Below are 17,369 nucleotides of genomic sequence, written 5' to 3' on the forward strand. Positions count from 1 at the left end.
TCTTCGTTTCTGTTTCCGAAAAATAGGTTTAATTCACTAAAAAAATTAAAAATTGAAAGCAGAAAAATTTGAATACGGCATTTACACCAAACAAGCCGATGGCAGCTTCAGAGCGACGTATAAAAATACGAATGTACCCATTAATGGGCCAACGGTGGTGGGTTTTACCTATCAGGTTACGAGTAAACAAACACAAAAAATACGCGTAAAAAACGAATACATCGATGCTGCTGGTACAGTAAAAGTATGCGAGAATACCATAGAAACAAATGCCCTTTTTGGTTGCGTGAATGCCTATGATGATAAGGCTGTTATGGGCGAAACCTTATTTCGTGTGTCCTTCCCCGAACATCCCAATTTGGGTACACTCGAACAGCGTTTTTACCTCTACAAAAAAGGCAATGTTCTGTTTGGTAATACTGCATATGAATCAGCAACCTTGAAGGCAATTGAAGCCTATGAAAATCAGTATCAATTCAAGTTTTGTGAAGATTATAAACGCTTTTTAACCACACAAAATGGCTTGTACCTGTATTGGTGGCAAGATGCTGAACAATTCGATACTAAAAAAGGTGCTTATGAATCAGACAAGTATGGGTTTACACAAACCGAATATCCGTTTTATGAAGACCTTGCCAAACATTCTGATTGGGACTGGTTGTACCAGACAAAATCATTGTTTGGCTTAGCAAATCACGACCCTTATGCCGATTTAAACACGATGCATTTTGAGAACTTATTCTACCATAAAGGCTTACTGAAATACGCCTATCCAATTGGTTTAGATGGCGGTGGAAATGCCTTACTCCAAATTGCACAAGGCAAAGACACAGGAAAATTGGCAATGCTCGACCACGAAGTAGCCAGCTCAATGGTCGATTGGATAGAAGGAAAAACCGATGAAGTTTATGAAATTCCGCCTGAAAAAGCCACTGCCGATGGTTTTTTGCAAGATTGCTATGCCTATGGCGGTTTAACCTTGTATGACATTGGTTTTGATGATTTTTATACCGAATTGATTCAAAAACACAACCTATTGTATGATGAAATGAAAAAGAAGTATGGCCTTTAATGTTATGAGTTTTGAATTGTGAGTGTTGAGTTATTAATTTTGAGTTACTAAACACTAAAAACTCAACACTAACCACTAACCACTAAAAAAATGAATCTATTTGAACAATTGAAAAGTAGTTTTCCCGAGCAAATAAAAGCTCCTCAAGAATTAGAACACTTATGCCATTGGGTAGAACAAAACGGCTATCCCATTAGTGGTGATTTTGAGTTACGTGTAGATGATGGAGAAACCATTAACCATTGGTTCGGTTTTAATGAAGTTTCGCATCGGTTTGGGGTGTTTGGTGCAGGAGCTACGGGCGATATTTTTGCCTTTTGGGTAGATGATAACGACCATCAAAAGATTGTCCATTTGGGTTCAGAAGGCGATAATATGTTCATAATTGCTGAAGATTTTATCGACTTTTTACGGTTTTTAGCTATTGGTTATAAAGAAATAAGTCAGGCGAATATGCACGTTTCACCTATGGAACATAACATTCAGGAAGCACTAAAACAGTTTCGGTTTGTTGGGAATACAACAATAACCGAAGCAGAAATTGTAGCTGAATATGGCGATGAACTGTACGAAGGTATAAACAACAACTTTCAGCATTGGGTGAAAGAAGCATTTAAGGTAAGTATTCCTGTGAAAGGCAATGAAATTATCAACGTAAACGATAGAACATTTCAAGATTGGTTAGAAAAGCAGTATGAAATGTATGGGGAATAGAATAATAAGTTAGGTGTTCGGAATGCGGATTTCTGATTGATGAATGCGGATTTCGGATTAAAATCATCAATCATCATTCAAAAATCATAAATTTAAAAAAGGTCATCCATCAAAAATCAAAAATCATAAATTAATATGAACATTTACTGTACCAAACACGAGCTACAAATTAACAATACACCCATTCACTTTCCCATTCAATTCGAACAGATAATTGCTGCTTTGGGCGAACCCAATCGTGTGGTGAATAATGAAAAATATACCTTTGAGAAAACCTATGTTTGGGATGCTTTGGGTATAAAAGTAATGGAATCTGTCGGGGCTATCAGCAATATTATGTTGCATTACAGGCATTCTGATGGTTTAAAAGTAGCGCCCACACAACTGTTTGATGGCGTACTCCACCTTGATGGAAACGCGTTTGTTCTGCCGAATCATCCTGTAGAAGGAGCATTTTTAAAAGGCTTTTGGACGGTAAGCAGACTACAGCGCCCCGAAGATAAGCAACCCTTTGGCGTAAGTATCTGGCACAATAAATTCTTTGAGATTCCGGCAGATAAATACAACATTCCTAAACTTAACGAAGAGATTATCGAGTTTACAGATTTCAATTTTAAGCTCTGTATTATTCAAATTTTGATGTATGAAAAAGAACTGCTACAACCCAAGTTCGATATTTATGAGTTTATCAAATGGTACAAACAACGAACAATCGACACCGAAGAAGAGCGTTTTGAGCCCATTCCAGAGGTGATGCAGTATTTTAAACAACTGCCTATTCCGAAGCGATTCGCAAAAGAAATCACAGAAATCTATCAAGATGGCGGCAACGAAATTTATCTGAATACCTGTTTAGAATGCGAAGGCTATGAAGACTATTGGGACATTGAAAGTACAGAAGACACCAAGCATTTTCCCCATTTGAAATCGGCCGTTCTTTGCTATGCCAAACCGCATATTCTTGATGAATTGAAAGCCAAAGGTATTGAGTCTAGGTGGATATGATTGATTGCGGAATGCGGATTTGGGATTTATGATTGGAATTAATTCAACACTTAAAAAAGCTACACCTTAAAAGTGTTTGTAAGCCTTTCGTATATTTGTGAAAGAATTTTTGTTTACCAAACGTATAATGAACCAACTCTTTCACATATTTAAGGTAAATGCTGAAGAGGCGCAGCGAATTTCAGAAGTACCCAACGAGCCACACAACCACAATTTTGAGGAATTACTCATTGGGATTGAAGGTGCATTGGAGCATTTTATCGACTTTGAAACCACCGAAATTCAGGCACCATTTGTGAGCTTTGTCACCAAAGGGAAAGTACATCGAGTATTGCCCAAAGCGGTAGATGGAAAGTGTGAAATTTGGGGCATTCGGTTTAAAAGCGAGTTCATTCCCGAAACCACCTTTCAGTTGTATTCACTGTATCACCATCAGGCTAACATCCAATTCGAACGGGAACAGTGTTTCCAACGTTTGATGCGCATCAGTGAACTTATTTTTGAAGAAAACCAGCAAAAACAACCCGATTTTGCCATTATAAGACAATTGTTGAGTGTTCTCTTGAGTATGATTGAGGCAGAACGCAAGAAAATGCTGCCAACAGAAAACGACAATCACAAAACGCAACACCTTTCATTTGGCAACTTTTTAAGCATTTTAGAAGAAAACTATCGCCGACCGGTGGGCGTAGAATTTTATGCCGAAAAATTGTTTATGACCAGTCGAAACCTGAATTTAATTTGTCAAGAAATAGTAGAACAAAGCGTTTCTGAAATCATCGAGACGCGTAAGCTCATCGAAGCTAAAAACCTCCTCATTTCTACCGATAAAACCATTTCTGAAATTGCCTATGAGCTGGGTTATAGCGAAAATTCATACTTCTCAAAGGTCTTCAAAAAGAAATCGGGACAATCACCCAGTTCTTTCCGTGACGAAATGCGTAATACGCTCATTTCCTAGATTGAAGAATTGTAGATTGATGATTTCGGATTGATGAATTATGAATGAGGAATGATTGAGGAATGATGAATCTTGGGTGGTGAAACAAATTATATACATGTGAAAAAGCTCCATAGGAGCGCTCTGTTCATAGAATCGAAAGTTAGTATGCAGCATAGCTCCATAGGAGCGCCCTGTTAATAGCCTCGTAGAGGCGAACATTTCCGAGCTCCGTAGGAGCGGTCTGTTAAATATAATTGCAGATTGATGATGGCGGAATCTTGATTGCGGATTTATGAATTTGGAATTATTCTGATGAATTGATTATCAGGTCGCTCCCACGGAGCTTCCTTCCGTACTATTTGTGTTTGTTATTAACAGTTAGGCTCCTACGGAGCTGGAATGGCGATTGATGAATGATGATTTCGGAATGATGAATGTGGAATAATGAATGAAGAATGCGGAATTATGAATCATGGGTTGTGAAACAAATTATTTAAATCTGAAATAGCTCCATAGGAGCGCCCTGTTAATAGCCTCGTAGAGGCGAACATTTCCGAGCTCCGTAGGAGCGGTCTGTTAAAAATAATCGGGATTGATAATTTCGGAATCTTGATTGCGGATTTATGAATTTGGAATTATTCTGATGAATTGATTATCAGGTCGCTCCCACGGAGCTTCCTTCCGTACTATTTGTGTTTGTTATTAACAGTTAGGCTCCTACGGAGCTGGAATGGCGATTGATGAATCTTGAATGATGAATCTTGGGTGGTGAATCTTGAATGATGAATCTTGGGTGGTGAATCTTGGGTGGTGAATCTTGGGTGGTGAATCTTGGGTGGTAAAACAAATTATATATATGAAATAGCTCCATAGGAGCGCCCTGTTCATAGCCTCAAAGAGGCGAACAGTTCCGAGCTCCAGCGGAGCGCCCTGTTAATAGCCTCGTAGAGGCGAACATTTCCGAGCTCCGTAGGAGCGGTCTGTTAAATATAATTGCAGATTGATGATGGCGGAATCTTGATTGCGGATTTATGAATTTGGAATTATTCTGATGAATTGATTATCAGGTCGCTCCCACGGAGCTTCCTTCCGTACTATTTGTGTTTGTTATTAACAGTTAGGCTCCTACGGAGCTGGAATGGCGATTGATGAATCTTGAATGATGAATCTTGGGTGGTGAATCTTGGGTGGTGAAACAAATTAATTAAATCCGACATAGCTCCAGAGGAGCGACCTGTTCATAACATCGAAAGTTAGTATGAAGCATAGCTCCAGAGGAGCGACCTGTTAATAGCCTCGTAGAGGCGAACATTTCCAAGCTCCAGCGGAGCGGTCTGTTAAAATTTCATCTTGATTAAATCCTATAATCGAAGAGTTTAGGGTGAATTTTGTACAACAAAACCACGCCATTTCCGAATCTTACCATTCAACTACCGAATAGTATAATTTTCTCTTCTGTCATCTTCTCATCTTTGTATTATCAAATTAAAACAAAGAAAAAAATGAAGAAAATGAATGTAAAATTAGGATTAGCAGCCATTGTTTTCACCTCTGCAGTGACACTGTTTACAAGTTGTTCAAACAATGCATCAGAGCTTCAAACAAAAATTGAGGCATTAGAAACCGAGCTACAAGCATATAAAGATGCTGAAGCCATAACACAAAAACGATTGGTAGCGTTTGACACCTTAGACTTTAACTATTATACCAATCAAGATTGGGAAAATTTCAGTCATAGTCATAAAGACGACATCGTAGTTTACAATGCAGATGGGAGCATTTCAGAGGGATTATTCCCCAATCATATCAACGATTTAAAACCAATGTTTGTATTCGCCCCAGACACACGGATAGAAAAGCATCCTGTAAAATTTGGCACTGGCGATTGGACAGCCGTTATAGGAGAGCTGGAAGGTACGTTTACAGAACCAATGCCCATAGGCGATGGCAAAACCATTCCTCCAACTGGTAAAAAATTTAAACTGCGTATGGCGACCATTGCACATTGGGATGGTTCAAAAATGACCGAAGAATACTTATTCTACGACAACCAATCATTTATGAAACAAATTGGTCTAGCCCAATAATACGTCAACTATTAACTATTTAATCAATACTAAAATTAAAAATTATGTCACAAAATACTTGGGTTTTAGACCCAGCACATAGCGAAATCAACTTTAAAGTAAAACACTTAATGATTTCAAATGTAAAAGGTGAATTTACAACGTTCAATGCCACAATCGATGGAGAAGACTTCACACAATCGACCATCACAGTTACTATTGATGCAGGTTCTATTTCTACAAATAATAAGGATAGAGACACACATTTAAAAAGTGCTGATTTCTTTGAAGTAGAAGCATTCCCAGAAATCTCATTTGTAAGCACAGCTGTCAAAAAATTGGCTGAAGATGCCTATCAAATAAAGGGAAATCTCACGATGAAAGGCATCACAAAAGAAGTAAGTCTGGAAGCCGAATTTGGAGGTTTTATGAAAGATCCATATGGCAATGAAAAAGCAGGATTTTCAATCAATGGGTCATTAAACCGTAAGGATTTTGGCTTAAACTGGAATGCCGCACTTGAAGCTGGAGGCGTTATGGTAGGCAATGAAGTTAAAATTAATGCAGAAGTACAATTTGTTAAACAATAAAAATTAATCAAAATGAAAATAGCAATCACCGGAGCATCAGGAAAATTAGGCAATTGGGCCATACTAAAGTTAAAAGAAAAAACAGCGGCAGAAAATATCGTCGCTTTGGTTAGAACACCAGAAAAAGTAGCCAACTTAGGCGTTGAAGCGAGAGCATTCGACTACAATCAACCTGAAAATTTGGCCACAGCCTTACAAGGTATCGACAAATTATTATTGATTTCGGGCAATGAAATTGGCAAACGATTTGAGCAACATTCAGCCGTTATCAATGCAGCCAAAGAAGCCGGCGTAAAACACCTTGTGTACACCAGTTTGTTAAAGGCAGACCAATCTACTTTGGCATTGGCACCAGAACATTTGCAAACAGAAGAAGCCTTGAAATCTTCGGGTATTGATTACACCATTTTACGCAATGGCTGGTACACCGAAAACTATACTGAAACCGCCCAAGACACTGTAAAACAAGGCACCTTGTATGGAGCTTCAGGCAATGGAAGCATCAATTCAGCTTCGCGAGAAGATTATGCCGAAGCTGCAGCTGTAGTACTTTCAGAAGATGCCCATACGCAAAAAACATATGAACTTTCGGGCGAAGAATCGTTTACAATGCAGGAATATGCTAACGCACTTTCAGTGGTGAGCAAAAAGGAAATTCCGTACGTGAATTTACCCGAAAATGAATTTGCCAATGCACTGGAACAAGCCGGAATGCCTCAACCTGTTGCCGCTTTTTATGCCGGAACGCATACCGCAACTGCAAATGGCGATTTATCTGACGAAGGAAATACATTACGCGACTTGATTGGCAGACCGACAACGACTTTGCAAGAAGCACTCACAAAAGCACTTCATTAATCGATGAAACGGAGTGATTTTTTGAAATCTATGGCCATATTACCTATAATTGGAGCAACGATGAAATTAAAAGATTTAGAAAAAATGACCGCACCTATGAATAATACAGCCAAAATGCCTGTATTATTCTTGGGTCACGGCAGTCCGATGAATGCCATCGAAGAAAACGAATTTGTACAAGGATTCCGAAAAGTGGGTAGAGAAATTCAAAAACCCAATGCCATTTTGTGTATTTCGGCACATTGGGAAACCCGCGGTACGTTTGTAACAGCCATGCAAAACCCCAGAACCATTCACGATTTTGGGGGTTTTCCGCAGGCTTTGTTCGATGTGCAATATCCCGCACCCGGAAATCCAGAACTTGCCCGAGAAACCCAACAGCTGATTACTACTACCGAAGTAGGTTTGGATGATAAATGGGGATTGGACCACGGTGCGTGGAGCGTAATAAAACATATGTATCCCGATGCCGATATTCCGGTAATCCAGATGAGTATAGATTATACGCAGCCTGCATCGTACCATTATGCTTTGGCAAAACAAATCAATCGTTTACGTGATAAAGGCGTATTGATTATAGGCAGTGGTAATATGGTGCATAATTTGCGAAAAGTAGCTTGGAATAAATTGAATGAAGAATTTGCCTTCGATTGGGCTACGGAAGCCAACGAAACGATGAAAAAATACATTTTGAATGGCAACCACCAACCATTAATAGATTTTAAATCGCAAGGAACGGCTTTTGACTTGGCGATTCCTACGCCCGAACATTATTTGCCGATGTTGTATGCTTTGGCTTTGAAAGAAGAAAATGATAGCATTACCTTATTCAATGACAAACCTGTGGCGGGCTCGTTGACAATGACCTCGTTTAAGATTGATGCAATTTAGTGGTGAGTTTTTAGTTTTTAGTTTTGAGTTGGGAGTTTTTAGTTTTGAGTTGGGATTCAGATTACATAAATGCAGCATAGCTCCAGAGGAGCGCCCTGTTTATAGAATCGAAAGTTAGTATGTGACATAGCTCCAGAGGAGCGCCCTGTTAATAGCCTCAAAGAGGCGAACAATTCTGAGCTCCGTAGGAGCGTTCTGTTAAAAATAATTGTGGATTTCGGATTGATGATGATGGAATCTTGATTGCAGATTGATGATTTTGGAATTATTTTGAAGAATAAATTATCAGGTCGCTCCTACGGAGCTTCCTTTTTCTGTGACATTCATGTTTGTTATTAACAGTTAGGCTCCTACGGAGCTGGAATGGCGATTGAGGATTTCGGATTGATGAATTTTAATTTATGATTTCGGATTGATGAATGGGTAATAATGAATCTTGGGTGGTGAAACAAATTATATAAATTTAGGATAGCTCCAGAGGAGCGCTCTGTTCATAGAATCGAAAGTTATTATGAAGCATAGCTCCAGAGGAGCGCCCTGTTAATAGCCTCAAAGAGGCGAACATTTCTGAGCTCCGTAGGAGCGTTCTGTTAAAAATAATTGTGGATTTCGGATTGATGATTATGGAATATAGATTGCGGATTTATGAATTTGAAATTATTCTGATGAATTGATTATCAGGTCGCTCCTACAAAGCTTCCTTCCGTATTATCTGTTTTTGTTATTAACAGTTAGGCTCCTACGGTGCTGGAATGGCGATTGAGGATTTAGGATGGATGAATGCAGATTGTTGAATTTTAGGTGGTGAAACAAATTAAATAAATTTAGGATAGCTCCAGAGGAGTGCTCTGTTCATAGAATCGAAAATGCAAACATAGCTCCAGCGGAGCGACCTGTTCATAGCCTCAAAGAGGCGAACATTTCCGAGCTCCATAGGAGCGGTCTGTTAAAAATAATTGTGGATTTCGGATTGATGATGATGGAATCTTGATTGCAGATTGATGATTTTGGAATTATTTTGAAGAATTGATTATCAGGTCGCTCCTACGAAGCTTCCTTCCGTATTATCTGTTTTTGTTATTAACAGTTAGGCTCCTACGCTGCTGGAATGGCGATTGAGGATTTCGGATTGAGGAATGACGAATGCGGATTAGTAAATTTTGATTTATGATTTTTGGGTGGTGAAACAAATTATATAAATGCAGCATAGCTCCAAAGGAGCGCTCTGTTCATAGAATCGAAAGTTAGTATGAAGCATAGCTCCAGAGGAGCGCCCTGTTAATAGCCTCAAATAAGGCGAACATTTCTGAGCTCCGTAGGAGCGTTCTGTTAAAAATAATTGTGGATTTCGGATTGATGATTTTTGAATGACGAATTGGGATATGATTCTATCTAATTTAACATTTAATAATTGAATATTGTTAAAGGAATTTGCGTGAGGGATAGAAGCGGCATCCTTTTGTGGAGCGTAGCGGAGCAAAAGATAGAGCGGATAGCCCGACCCCGGCGGCGACGTGAATTTTGAAGTTATCATCGGATTATTTGCGCCGGGGACACGCCCAAAAAAATTAAAAAATGAATAAAAAAAATTACACATATAGTCTGATTTTAAGTGCGTTGGAGGATAAATCGGGGGTGAAACGGAAAGAGGAATTACAGTTTGATTTTGAGAATCACGATGATATTTTTGACATTGTGGATCGCATAAAATCGAAGTCGGTTTTTGAAGAGGAAAAGACGGCTACGGAATTTGTCATTGGGCTGAAGCTGTTTACGGAAGTGCTTTTGAAGAATAGAAAGCATCCGCTTTTTGAGGAATTGGGACCGCAAATGGCGGCGTTTATGAAGAAATTAAAAAGTCAATAATTGGGATTGAAGAATCTTGATTGATGATTGCGGATTTTGGATTTCGGATTGAGGAATTCAGATTTCGGAGTTAAATCATACATCTACAATTTTTCATCTTTCCATTCGTTCTCGAAATTCTGTGGGTGTAACGCCCAAAAGTTTTTTCACATATCGGGTAAAAAATGAATTGCTGCTAAAATCCATTTGGTGAGCTATTTCTGTGCTATTGAGGTGTTTATTTTGCAATAAAATAATGATGCGTTCCTTTACGAACCGCTGTATCCACGCCGATGCTGTTACGCCAGAATGTGTTTTGCATAAATAGTTAAGGTGTTTTGGTGTGATGTGCAGCTGGTCGGCATAAAATTGCACTTGTCGCTGTGTCATACAGTGTTCTGGAATTAATTTCATAAAACGTTCGTACAGATTCCCTGTTTGCAAACTGTGTTTTCGGCGTTCGTATTCGTTGGCAAATGTATGCCACATTTCTAGGATAAATTGTCGTGTTTGTAGGCGTAGCATCTCTTCGTAAAACCGATGATTTTCTTGTGTAAATTGGTGGTATAGCTGCTGGAAATTAGTGCGAATGCGGGTTCTGTCTACTTCGGTTAGGGCCGTTTTCACAGGATAGGTACGCGAATGTAATTGGGCGTCGATGCTCCAACTTTGGTCAGGGACATTGTCCATTAAATAGGCTTTTTCTACCAACAAGACTTGGGCTTTAAAATCGGGTGAAAATTCTAATCCAGATAAGCGACTTTCGGCAAACCAGAATAAAAATTCACCTTCTATGCATTCCATTTTTTGGTCATTGAATAAAAATGAAATCTTCCCTTTTTCGCACAACAAATGGGTGTGGTACAAACGGAAAAATTGTGTGGGGAAATCAGATTCTTGTCTTATTTCAATATGTTGAATGGTCTGTATCTCCATAAAATTGTCCTTTGTTTGAAAACATGCGTTTTGATTGTTGATTGATAAATGTAGAATGATGAATCTTTGGTGGCGAAACAAATTAATTAAATCTGAAATAGCTCCGTAGAAGCGTCCTGTTCATAGCCTCATAGAGGCGAACAGTTCCTAGCGCTGCAGGTGCGTCTTGACAATACCTAATTCTCATTTTTTTCATCAGTCACCCAATTAAACAAATATTTTTCGTTGTAATCAATTTCAAATTTTTGTAAAAAATCTAAATATTCTTCTTTAAAATTTTTCTTTTTATGATGCTCTTCTTGGTTTAAAATATATTTCACAACATTATCAACGCTACTTTTAGAATAGGAAAACGCTCCAAATCCATGCTGCCAATTAAATTTTCCATTCATCCATTTACTATCATTGATAAATTTCGATGAACCTGCCTTGATGTCCCTTACTAAATCTGAAACAGAAATGTCAGGTGCAATACTTACAAGAATATGCACATGGTCAGGCATCGCATAAATAGCGAACAGTTTTTGATTACGTTTTGTAACAATTCCGGTAATGTATTGTTGTAATTCTTCCCTATTTTTTGGTGAAATGAGATTTTCACGACCTTTAACAGCGAAAACAATTTGAATATAAATTTGCGAATAGGTATTTGCCATAGCTTTCTATTTTGGTAAATATAAATGTATAATATTTTTTTAATGTAATGATTAGCAAATCAATGGAAGATTTCTGTTCGATTACAAATTACGAAGCTGGGATTAACAGGTCGCTCCTACGGAGCTTTTCCCCTTTCTATTCATGTTTGTTATTAACAGTTAGGCTCCTACGGAGCTGGAATGGCGATTGAGGATTGCTGAATTTTGAGTTTTGAGTTGGGAGTCGTGAGCTCCAGAGGAGCGACCTGTTCATAGAATCGAAAGTTTGTATGCAGCATAGCTCCAGAGGAGCGACCTGTTTACCATAAAAAAATTTCATTTATCTATTATATCATTCATTCTCATTGCTAAAATACGTAATATTTGACATGTATGGCGATATTTATGTAACATAAAACCTATTTGCTTGGTGTAATTTTGTAATATAAATTCAAAGCAAATGTCAGAACATAACATATTTAAAGAATTAAGAGCAGGTGCACACATTGCACCCAACCATCCAGAAAGGCATGTATTGCGGGAAGAATCCTACAAATCCATCGCCTTATGTCAACAAATCAATCAAACGGCAAATCCTGAAGAAATTAATAGCTTGTTAAGTGAATTGGTTGGTCAAAAAGTAGATGAAACAGTCGCTATTTTTCCACCATTTCATACCAATTATGGTAAACACCTCCTATTGGGCAACAATGTGTTTATCAATTTTAACTGCACAATGTTGGCTTGGGGGGGCATCACTATTGAAGACGATGTGTTTATTGCCCCCAATGTGAATTTGCTCACCGAAGGGCATTCCATACAACCTAGCCAACGACAAGGATTACAATCACAACCTATCCATATTAAAAAAGGTGTGTGGATTGGTGCCAATGCCACCATTTTACAAGGCGTAACAATTGGCGAAAACTCAATCGTGGCAGCTGGTGCAGTGGTTTCTAAAGATGTGCCCGATAATGTGATTGTCGGCGGAACACCAGCAAAAATTATCAAACAAATAGACCTTATAAATGAGGATTAATATGAAACGTATCACAAAATTTTTGGTAGCGATTATCGCCGTTATGGGAATTTTCGCCTGCCAGCAAACAACAAAAGAACAAGAAATGAAAACAGACGAAATGACCACCAACGCCATTTTTCCAAAAGGACAAAAAGGGCCATCTGAATTGTTTACAGGAAATGCCCACAATTTTGGATTTGAGCTGGATTCAGTATTTACCACTGCCGCAGGAAACGTATATTTTATGCCAGGTGCACGCAGCAATTGGCACAGCCATCCATCGGGACAAATCCTCATCATCACAGATGGTGTGGGTTATCATCAAATTGAAGGACAGCCTGTTGAAACCATCAAAAAAGGCGATGTGGTGCAATGTCCGCCCAACGTAAGGCATTGGCATGGAGCCAGTGCAAAAGTAGGTTTGCAACAAATTTATATCGTGCCCAATACAGAAAAAGGCATTGTAGATTGGCAAGAAGCCGTTACGGATGCACAATATCAACCAAAAAAATAATTCAAAATGAAACAATTTAAAACTGAAATATTACACAAAATCAATACCGCCGACGATTTGAAAATATCGCCTTTAAGAGCCGATGGAAAAACCTATGGCACACCTACGTGGATTTGGGAAGTGGTGGTTGAAGGCGAATTGTATGTGCGTGCCTACAACGGTACAATGGGTCGCTGGTACCAATCTGCCATTCAGCAAAAAGCAGGACAAATTCACGCTGCAGGAATGGTGAAAGATGTTGTCTTTGAGGCGGCTAATAACAAGGAAGAACTTCAATCGAAAATAGATGCCGCCTATCGCGAAAAATACAGCAATAGCCCATATCTCGGCTCAATGATTCGCGAAGAGGCTAAAGCGGCAACAGTGAAAATTTCTCCACAATAACCTATTTAAAAAATGAAAAAATTAAGCGTTATCACGGTGTTAGCACTGCTGTTTTCAGGCTTGGGCTATGCACAATCAACAATCAATAAAACTTCAGATAAAATGAACCACACAGAAAATTATACCTTCGAACTCAATGAAAATGTCACCCGCACCAAAGTACACTTTAAAAATCGTTACGGCATTGAACTAACAGGCGATTTATACCTGCCCAAAAACGGCGGAAACAATTTACCGGCCTTGGCCATCAGTGGTCCATTTGGTGCAGTGAAAGAGCAGTCATCTGGCTTGTACGCCAATCAAATGGCTGCACGTGGCTTTGTGGCGATGGCATTTGACCCATCCTATACCGGCGAAAGTGGAGGTGAACCTCGTAATGTGGCTTCGCCAGATATTAATACGGAAGATTTTAGTGCTGCTATCGATTTTCTTGGTTTACAAGAAAATGTAGATAGAGACAAGTTGGGGATTATCGGCATCTGCGGATTTGGTGGTTTTGCCTTGAACGCTACAGCGGTTGACAAACGTGTAAAAGCAGTGGCAACAACCAGTATGTACGATATGTCGCGGGTAAATGCCGAAGGTTATTTTGGAAGTACAACGCCCGAACAACGTACCAAAATGTTAACACAAATGAGTTTGCAACGCTGGGAAGATGCCACCAATGGCACGCCAACGTATCCCGAAAACGGATTAGGACAAACCAACGATGATTCGCCACAATTTGTCAAAGAATATTATGATTACTACAAAACCGAACGAGGTTTTCACGCGCGTTCTATCAATTCCAATGGTGCGTGGACAGCGACCAACAGTTTATCGTTTATGAATATGCCAATTTTGACATACATCAAAGAGATTTCGCCACGGCCAATGCTCATTATTGCAGGTGAAAATGCTCATTCCAAATACTTTAGTGAAGATGCGTATAAAGCCGCTTCTGAACCGAAAGAATTGATGATTATTCCGAATGGCGTGCACACCGACTTGTATGACAAATTGGATATGATTCCGTTTGAAAAATTGGAGCACTTTTTCAAGGGAAATTTGAAGTAATCATTTGAATTGAAATTATAATGAATAAAAGCAATGGTGGAAACGCTGTTGCTTTTTGTTTTTACGGTTGAGCAGGTAGCTCCTACGAAGTTGAAATAGCGACTGCGGAACTTAGATTGATGAATTCGGAATTAGGATTGATGAGTAGGGAGTTTTGAGTAGTGAGTTTTGAGTTGGAAATTCATCACAAGCATTGCTTCAAAGGGGCGGTCTTTTAAATATAATTGTAGTTTGCAGATTGATGATGGCAGAATCTTGATTGCGCATTGATGAATTCGGAATTATTTTGAAGAATTGATTATCAGGTCGCTCCTACGGAGCTTCCTTTTTCTGTGACATTCATGTTTGTTATTAACAGTTAGGCTCCTACGGAGCTGGAATGGCGATTGAGGATTTCGGATTGAGGAATGATGAATGCGGATTAGTAAATTTTGATTTATGATTTTTGGGTGGTGAAACAAATTATATAAATGCAGCATAGCTCCAAAGGAGCGCTCTGTTCATAGAATCGAAAGTTAGTATGCAAACATAGCTCCAGAGGAGCGGTCTTTTCATAGCCTTAAATAAGGCGAAAATTTCATAGCTCCAGAGGAGCGCCCTGCTAATAGCCTCATCGAGGCGAATATTTCCTAGCTCCGTAGGAGCGGTCTGTTAAATATAATTGTGGATTTCGGATTGATGATGATGGAATCTTGATTGCAGATTGATGATTTTGGAATTATTTTGAAGAATTGATTATCAGGTCGCTCCTACGGAGCTTTTTTCCGTATTATCTGTGTTTATTATTAACAGTTAGGCTCCTAACGGAGCTGGAATGGCGATTGAGGATTTCGGATAGATGAATTTTGATTTATGATTTCGGATTGATGAAAGGGTAATAATGAATCTTGGGTGGTGAAACAAATTATATAAATTTAGGATAGCTCCAGAGGAGCGCTCTGTTCATAGAATCGAAAGTTAGTATGAAGCATAGCTCCAGAGGAGCGCCCTGTTAATAGCCTCAAAGAGGCGAATATTTCCTAGCTCCGTAGGAGCGGTCTGTTAAATATAATTGTAGTTTGCAGATTGATGATGGCAGAATCTTGATTGCGGATTGATGAATTCGGAATTATTTTGAAGAATTGATTATCAGGTCGCTCCTACGGAGCTTTCCCATGCTATCTGTGTTTGTTATTAACAGTTAGGCTCCTACGGAGCTGGAATGGCGATTGATGAATTTTGATTTATGATTTCGTATTGATGAATGGGTAATAATGAATCTTGGGTGGTGAAACAAATTATATATATGTGAAAAAGCTCCAGAGGAGCGCTCTGTTAAAAATAATTGCCGAATTCGGATTTGGGATTTATGATTGGAATTAATTCAACACTCATAATTCATAACTCAAAATTCATCATTCAAAAATCATCAATTCAGTTGATTTAAATTTTAAGTCTTTCAACACAAATACGAGCCCAATAACAGGCTCGTATTTTTAGTTTAAAAATTTGATTACGAATTAATTACTTTGTTGCGAAGGTTGCGAAATAGGACTGCACCTCGATTAAATTGGCAAAATCTGCATATTCTTGAGAGCCAAATATCGGATTTGCGGCTGCTTGAAATTGCTCTGAATTTTCCCAAACAATAATCACCGCTTGCGTGTTTTCGGCTAATTTGGGGATTCCGTTTTCACCCAATTCATAAAACTTGAATTCACGTGCAAATTTGTAGCCCTCATACTTTTCAAGCGATTTGAAAAACGCTTCTCTTTTGGCTCCAAAAGCATCGGCAGTTTTTCCTTTTCTGATAGCAAATTCAATCACATTGCCTTGTTTTTTAATGGTTTCCATATCAAATGGTTCGCCATCAACCGTTTCTAACAAACCATAAGCCAACGGATTGAAGCTTGCAAAATAATCTTTAGAAACCTGTTGTGGCAACAATTTCATAGCCGTTTCGCCAAATCCTTGCATCGAGTTCCAATGGGTCATTCCGACTAAAATTTCATCCAATTTCAAACTTTCATCCACCGTAAAAAACGGTTGCCATTTGCCTTCGTTTAAGGTGTTTTCTTCTTTACCCAAAACGTCTACAAATTTGGCTCTTGTGTTAAGGAAATTTTCAACATTTCCGTCTTTTGCCTGATTAATGGCGATTTCATACACTGGTTTCATACTTTTTTGATTTTTAGAATGATTATTCATTTTTGATGTGGAACAACTGACTAATGCCATTGCCGAAATGGCGGTGAACATTATTTTTTTAACAGAAATTCTTTTTTTGAACATGGGTATCTTGATTTAAAAATTATTTTGCAAATTTGCATACTAATATCAATTAAATCAAGTAGTTACATTTTTGATAGATAGTTTAAAAAAAGTAACTATTACTGAAAATCAATACATAAAAAATGAAAGAAGAAGAAAAAAAATCTGAACGCTTTGCCAATATGGTCGAAAACATCAAAAAATATGGTGGTTGTCCTGTGAGTGCAACGCTAAAACTCATTGGAGGCAAATGGAAACCTTTGATTTTGTATTTTATTTCTGTTGATGTGAATCGGTTTGGGCAATTGCAACGCATGATGCCCGATTGTAGCAAACGCATGATGACCGTACAATTGCGCGAATTGGAAAGCGACGGCTTGGTTCATAGAGAAGTGTTTGCACAAGTGCCGCCCAAAGTCATTTATACCTTAACCGATAAGGGCGAAAGTTTGCGACCGCTTTTCAACATGCTAAGTCAATGGGGAATTGAACAGGTTTTGGAGCCGAGAAGGAAGGCTGAAAATTAAAAATTTTTCTTAAAGCTGCGAATAAAAACAAAAAACATGTACCAATAAACGCCGACAACTTT

At 38.6% G+C, this 17,369-nt stretch carries 17 protein-coding genes; 14 read left to right on the forward strand and 3 right to left on the reverse strand.

Annotation, left to right across the window (positions count from 1 at the left end):
- Window positions 1-52 precede the first annotated feature (52 nt).
- From NPX36_RS04890 to NPX36_RS04930, 9 genes are all read left to right on the forward strand, one after another.
- Window positions 53-1,072 (forward strand): SMI1/KNR4 family protein, encoded by a 1,020-nt coding sequence (locus NPX36_RS04890; RefSeq protein ID WP_257500296.1) that lies wholly within the window; start codon window positions 53-55, stop codon window positions 1,070-1,072.
- 90 nt (window positions 1,073-1,162) lie between these two features.
- Complete coding sequence (locus NPX36_RS04895; RefSeq protein WP_257500297.1) at window positions 1,163-1,786, forward strand: hypothetical protein; 624 nt, start codon at window positions 1,163-1,165, stop codon at window positions 1,784-1,786.
- Between the two features lie 135 nt (window positions 1,787-1,921).
- Window positions 1,922-2,791: a DUF6892 domain-containing protein gene (locus tag NPX36_RS04900; protein ID WP_257500298.1), complete on the forward strand. Its 870-nt coding sequence runs from the start codon at window positions 1,922-1,924 to the stop codon at window positions 2,789-2,791.
- A gap of 127 nt (window positions 2,792-2,918) precedes the next feature.
- Window positions 2,919-3,752, forward strand: coding sequence for a helix-turn-helix transcriptional regulator (locus tag NPX36_RS04905; protein ID WP_257500299.1), 834 nt, complete (start codon window positions 2,919-2,921; stop codon window positions 3,750-3,752).
- Window positions 3,753-5,245: 1,493 nt separating this feature from the next.
- The gene (locus NPX36_RS04910; protein WP_257500300.1) at window positions 5,246-5,821 is read left to right on the forward strand and encodes an ester cyclase; all 576 of its coding nucleotides are present in this window, start codon (window positions 5,246-5,248) and stop codon (window positions 5,819-5,821) included.
- A gap of 44 nt (window positions 5,822-5,865) precedes the next feature.
- On the forward strand, window positions 5,866-6,390 hold the full coding sequence (locus tag NPX36_RS04915; protein ID WP_257500301.1) for a YceI family protein: 525 nt from the start codon (window positions 5,866-5,868) through the stop codon (window positions 6,388-6,390).
- A gap of 12 nt (window positions 6,391-6,402) precedes the next feature.
- Window positions 6,403-7,248 carry an SDR family oxidoreductase gene (locus tag NPX36_RS04920; protein ID WP_257500302.1) on the forward strand — a complete coding sequence of 282 codons (846 nt, stop codon included), beginning with the start codon at window positions 6,403-6,405 and terminating at the stop codon, window positions 7,246-7,248.
- 60 nt (window positions 7,249-7,308) lie between these two features.
- Window positions 7,309-8,139, forward strand: a complete 831-nt coding sequence (gene ygiD / locus NPX36_RS04925; RefSeq protein ID WP_257500725.1) for a 4,5-DOPA-extradiol-dioxygenase — start codon at window positions 7,309-7,311, stop codon at window positions 8,137-8,139.
- 1,575 nt (window positions 8,140-9,714) lie between these two features.
- Window positions 9,715-10,005, forward strand: a complete 291-nt coding sequence (locus NPX36_RS04930; protein ID WP_257500303.1) for a DUF3861 domain-containing protein — start codon at window positions 9,715-9,717, stop codon at window positions 10,003-10,005.
- Between the two features lie 93 nt (window positions 10,006-10,098).
- On the opposite strand, the gene NPX36_RS04935 is transcribed toward NPX36_RS04930, so the two are convergent.
- Both NPX36_RS04935 and tnpA read right to left on the reverse strand, forming a co-directional pair.
- Window positions 10,099-10,920, reverse strand: coding sequence for a helix-turn-helix domain-containing protein (locus NPX36_RS04935; protein WP_257500304.1), 822 nt, complete (start codon window positions 10,918-10,920; stop codon window positions 10,099-10,101).
- Window positions 10,921-11,096: 176 nt separating this feature from the next.
- The gene (tnpA, locus tag NPX36_RS04940; RefSeq protein ID WP_257500305.1) at window positions 11,097-11,576 is read right to left on the reverse strand and encodes an IS200/IS605 family transposase; all 480 of its coding nucleotides are present in this window, start codon (window positions 11,574-11,576) and stop codon (window positions 11,097-11,099) included.
- Window positions 11,577-12,015: 439 nt separating this feature from the next.
- On the opposite strand from tnpA, the gene NPX36_RS04945 reads away from it, so the two are divergent.
- The 4 genes from NPX36_RS04945 to NPX36_RS04960 are packed head-to-tail and all read left to right on the forward strand — an operon-like array spanning window position 12,016 to window position 14,530.
- Complete coding sequence (locus tag NPX36_RS04945) at window positions 12,016-12,594, forward strand: sugar O-acetyltransferase (RefSeq protein ID WP_257500306.1); 579 nt, start codon at window positions 12,016-12,018, stop codon at window positions 12,592-12,594.
- Between the two features lies 1 nt (window position 12,595).
- Window positions 12,596-13,090, forward strand: coding sequence for a cupin domain-containing protein (locus NPX36_RS04950; protein ID WP_257500307.1), 495 nt, complete (start codon window positions 12,596-12,598; stop codon window positions 13,088-13,090).
- A gap of 6 nt (window positions 13,091-13,096) precedes the next feature.
- A complete protein-coding gene (locus tag NPX36_RS04955; RefSeq protein WP_257500308.1) occupies window positions 13,097-13,474 on the forward strand; it encodes a DUF2255 family protein in 378 nt (125 codons plus the stop codon).
- A gap of 12 nt (window positions 13,475-13,486) precedes the next feature.
- Window positions 13,487-14,530, forward strand: a complete 1,044-nt coding sequence (locus tag NPX36_RS04960) for an alpha/beta hydrolase (RefSeq protein ID WP_257500309.1) — start codon at window positions 13,487-13,489, stop codon at window positions 14,528-14,530.
- A 1,503-nt stretch (window positions 14,531-16,033) separates the two neighbouring features.
- Here NPX36_RS04960 and NPX36_RS04965 read toward each other — a convergent pair.
- Window positions 16,034-16,801 (reverse strand): hypothetical protein, encoded by a 768-nt coding sequence (locus tag NPX36_RS04965; RefSeq protein ID WP_257500310.1) that lies wholly within the window; start codon window positions 16,799-16,801, stop codon window positions 16,034-16,036.
- Window positions 16,802-16,923: 122 nt separating this feature from the next.
- Between NPX36_RS04965 and NPX36_RS04970 the strand changes: the two genes are divergently transcribed.
- On the forward strand, window positions 16,924-17,307 hold the full coding sequence (locus NPX36_RS04970; RefSeq protein WP_257500311.1) for a winged helix-turn-helix transcriptional regulator: 384 nt from the start codon (window positions 16,924-16,926) through the stop codon (window positions 17,305-17,307).
- The last annotated feature ends 62 nt before the right edge of the window (window positions 17,308-17,369 follow it).

It is taken from the genome of Paenimyroides aestuarii (assembly GCF_024628805.1).
GTDB lineage: Bacteria > Bacteroidota > Bacteroidia > Flavobacteriales > Flavobacteriaceae > Flavobacterium > Flavobacterium aestuarii_A.

Bases quoted from the DNA above. Each gene is read 5' to 3' on its own strand.
- NPX36_RS04900 (WP_257500298.1), top strand. From the start codon at position 1,922: ATGAACATTTACTGTACCAAACACGAGCTACAAATTAACAATACACCC.
- NPX36_RS04960 (WP_257500309.1), top strand. From the start codon at position 13,487: ATGAAAAAATTAAGCGTTATCACGGTGTTAGCACTGCTGTTTTCAGGC.
- NPX36_RS04965 (WP_257500310.1), bottom strand. From the start codon at position 16,801: ATGTTCAAAAAAAGAATTTCTGTTAAAAAAATAATGTTCACCGCCATT.
- NPX36_RS04935 (WP_257500304.1), bottom strand. From the start codon at position 10,920: ATGGAGATACAGACCATTCAACATATTGAAATAAGACAAGAATCTGAT.
- NPX36_RS04950 (WP_257500307.1), top strand. From the start codon at position 12,596: ATGAAACGTATCACAAAATTTTTGGTAGCGATTATCGCCGTTATGGGA.
- tnpA (WP_257500305.1), bottom strand. From the start codon at position 11,576: ATGGCAAATACCTATTCGCAAATTTATATTCAAATTGTTTTCGCTGTT.
- NPX36_RS04905 (WP_257500299.1), top strand. From the start codon at position 2,919: ATGAACCAACTCTTTCACATATTTAAGGTAAATGCTGAAGAGGCGCAG.
- NPX36_RS04970 (WP_257500311.1), top strand. From the start codon at position 16,924: ATGAAAGAAGAAGAAAAAAAATCTGAACGCTTTGCCAATATGGTCGAA.
- NPX36_RS04910 (WP_257500300.1), top strand. From the start codon at position 5,246: ATGAATGTAAAATTAGGATTAGCAGCCATTGTTTTCACCTCTGCAGTG.
- NPX36_RS04895 (WP_257500297.1), top strand. From the start codon at position 1,163: ATGAATCTATTTGAACAATTGAAAAGTAGTTTTCCCGAGCAAATAAAA.
- ygiD (WP_257500725.1), top strand. From the start codon at position 7,309: ATGAAATTAAAAGATTTAGAAAAAATGACCGCACCTATGAATAATACA.
- NPX36_RS04920 (WP_257500302.1), top strand. From the start codon at position 6,403: ATGAAAATAGCAATCACCGGAGCATCAGGAAAATTAGGCAATTGGGCC.
- NPX36_RS04945 (WP_257500306.1), top strand. From the start codon at position 12,016: ATGTCAGAACATAACATATTTAAAGAATTAAGAGCAGGTGCACACATT.
- NPX36_RS04955 (WP_257500308.1), top strand. From the start codon at position 13,097: ATGAAACAATTTAAAACTGAAATATTACACAAAATCAATACCGCCGAC.
- NPX36_RS04930 (WP_257500303.1), top strand. From the start codon at position 9,715: ATGAATAAAAAAAATTACACATATAGTCTGATTTTAAGTGCGTTGGAG.
- NPX36_RS04915 (WP_257500301.1), top strand. From the start codon at position 5,866: ATGTCACAAAATACTTGGGTTTTAGACCCAGCACATAGCGAAATCAAC.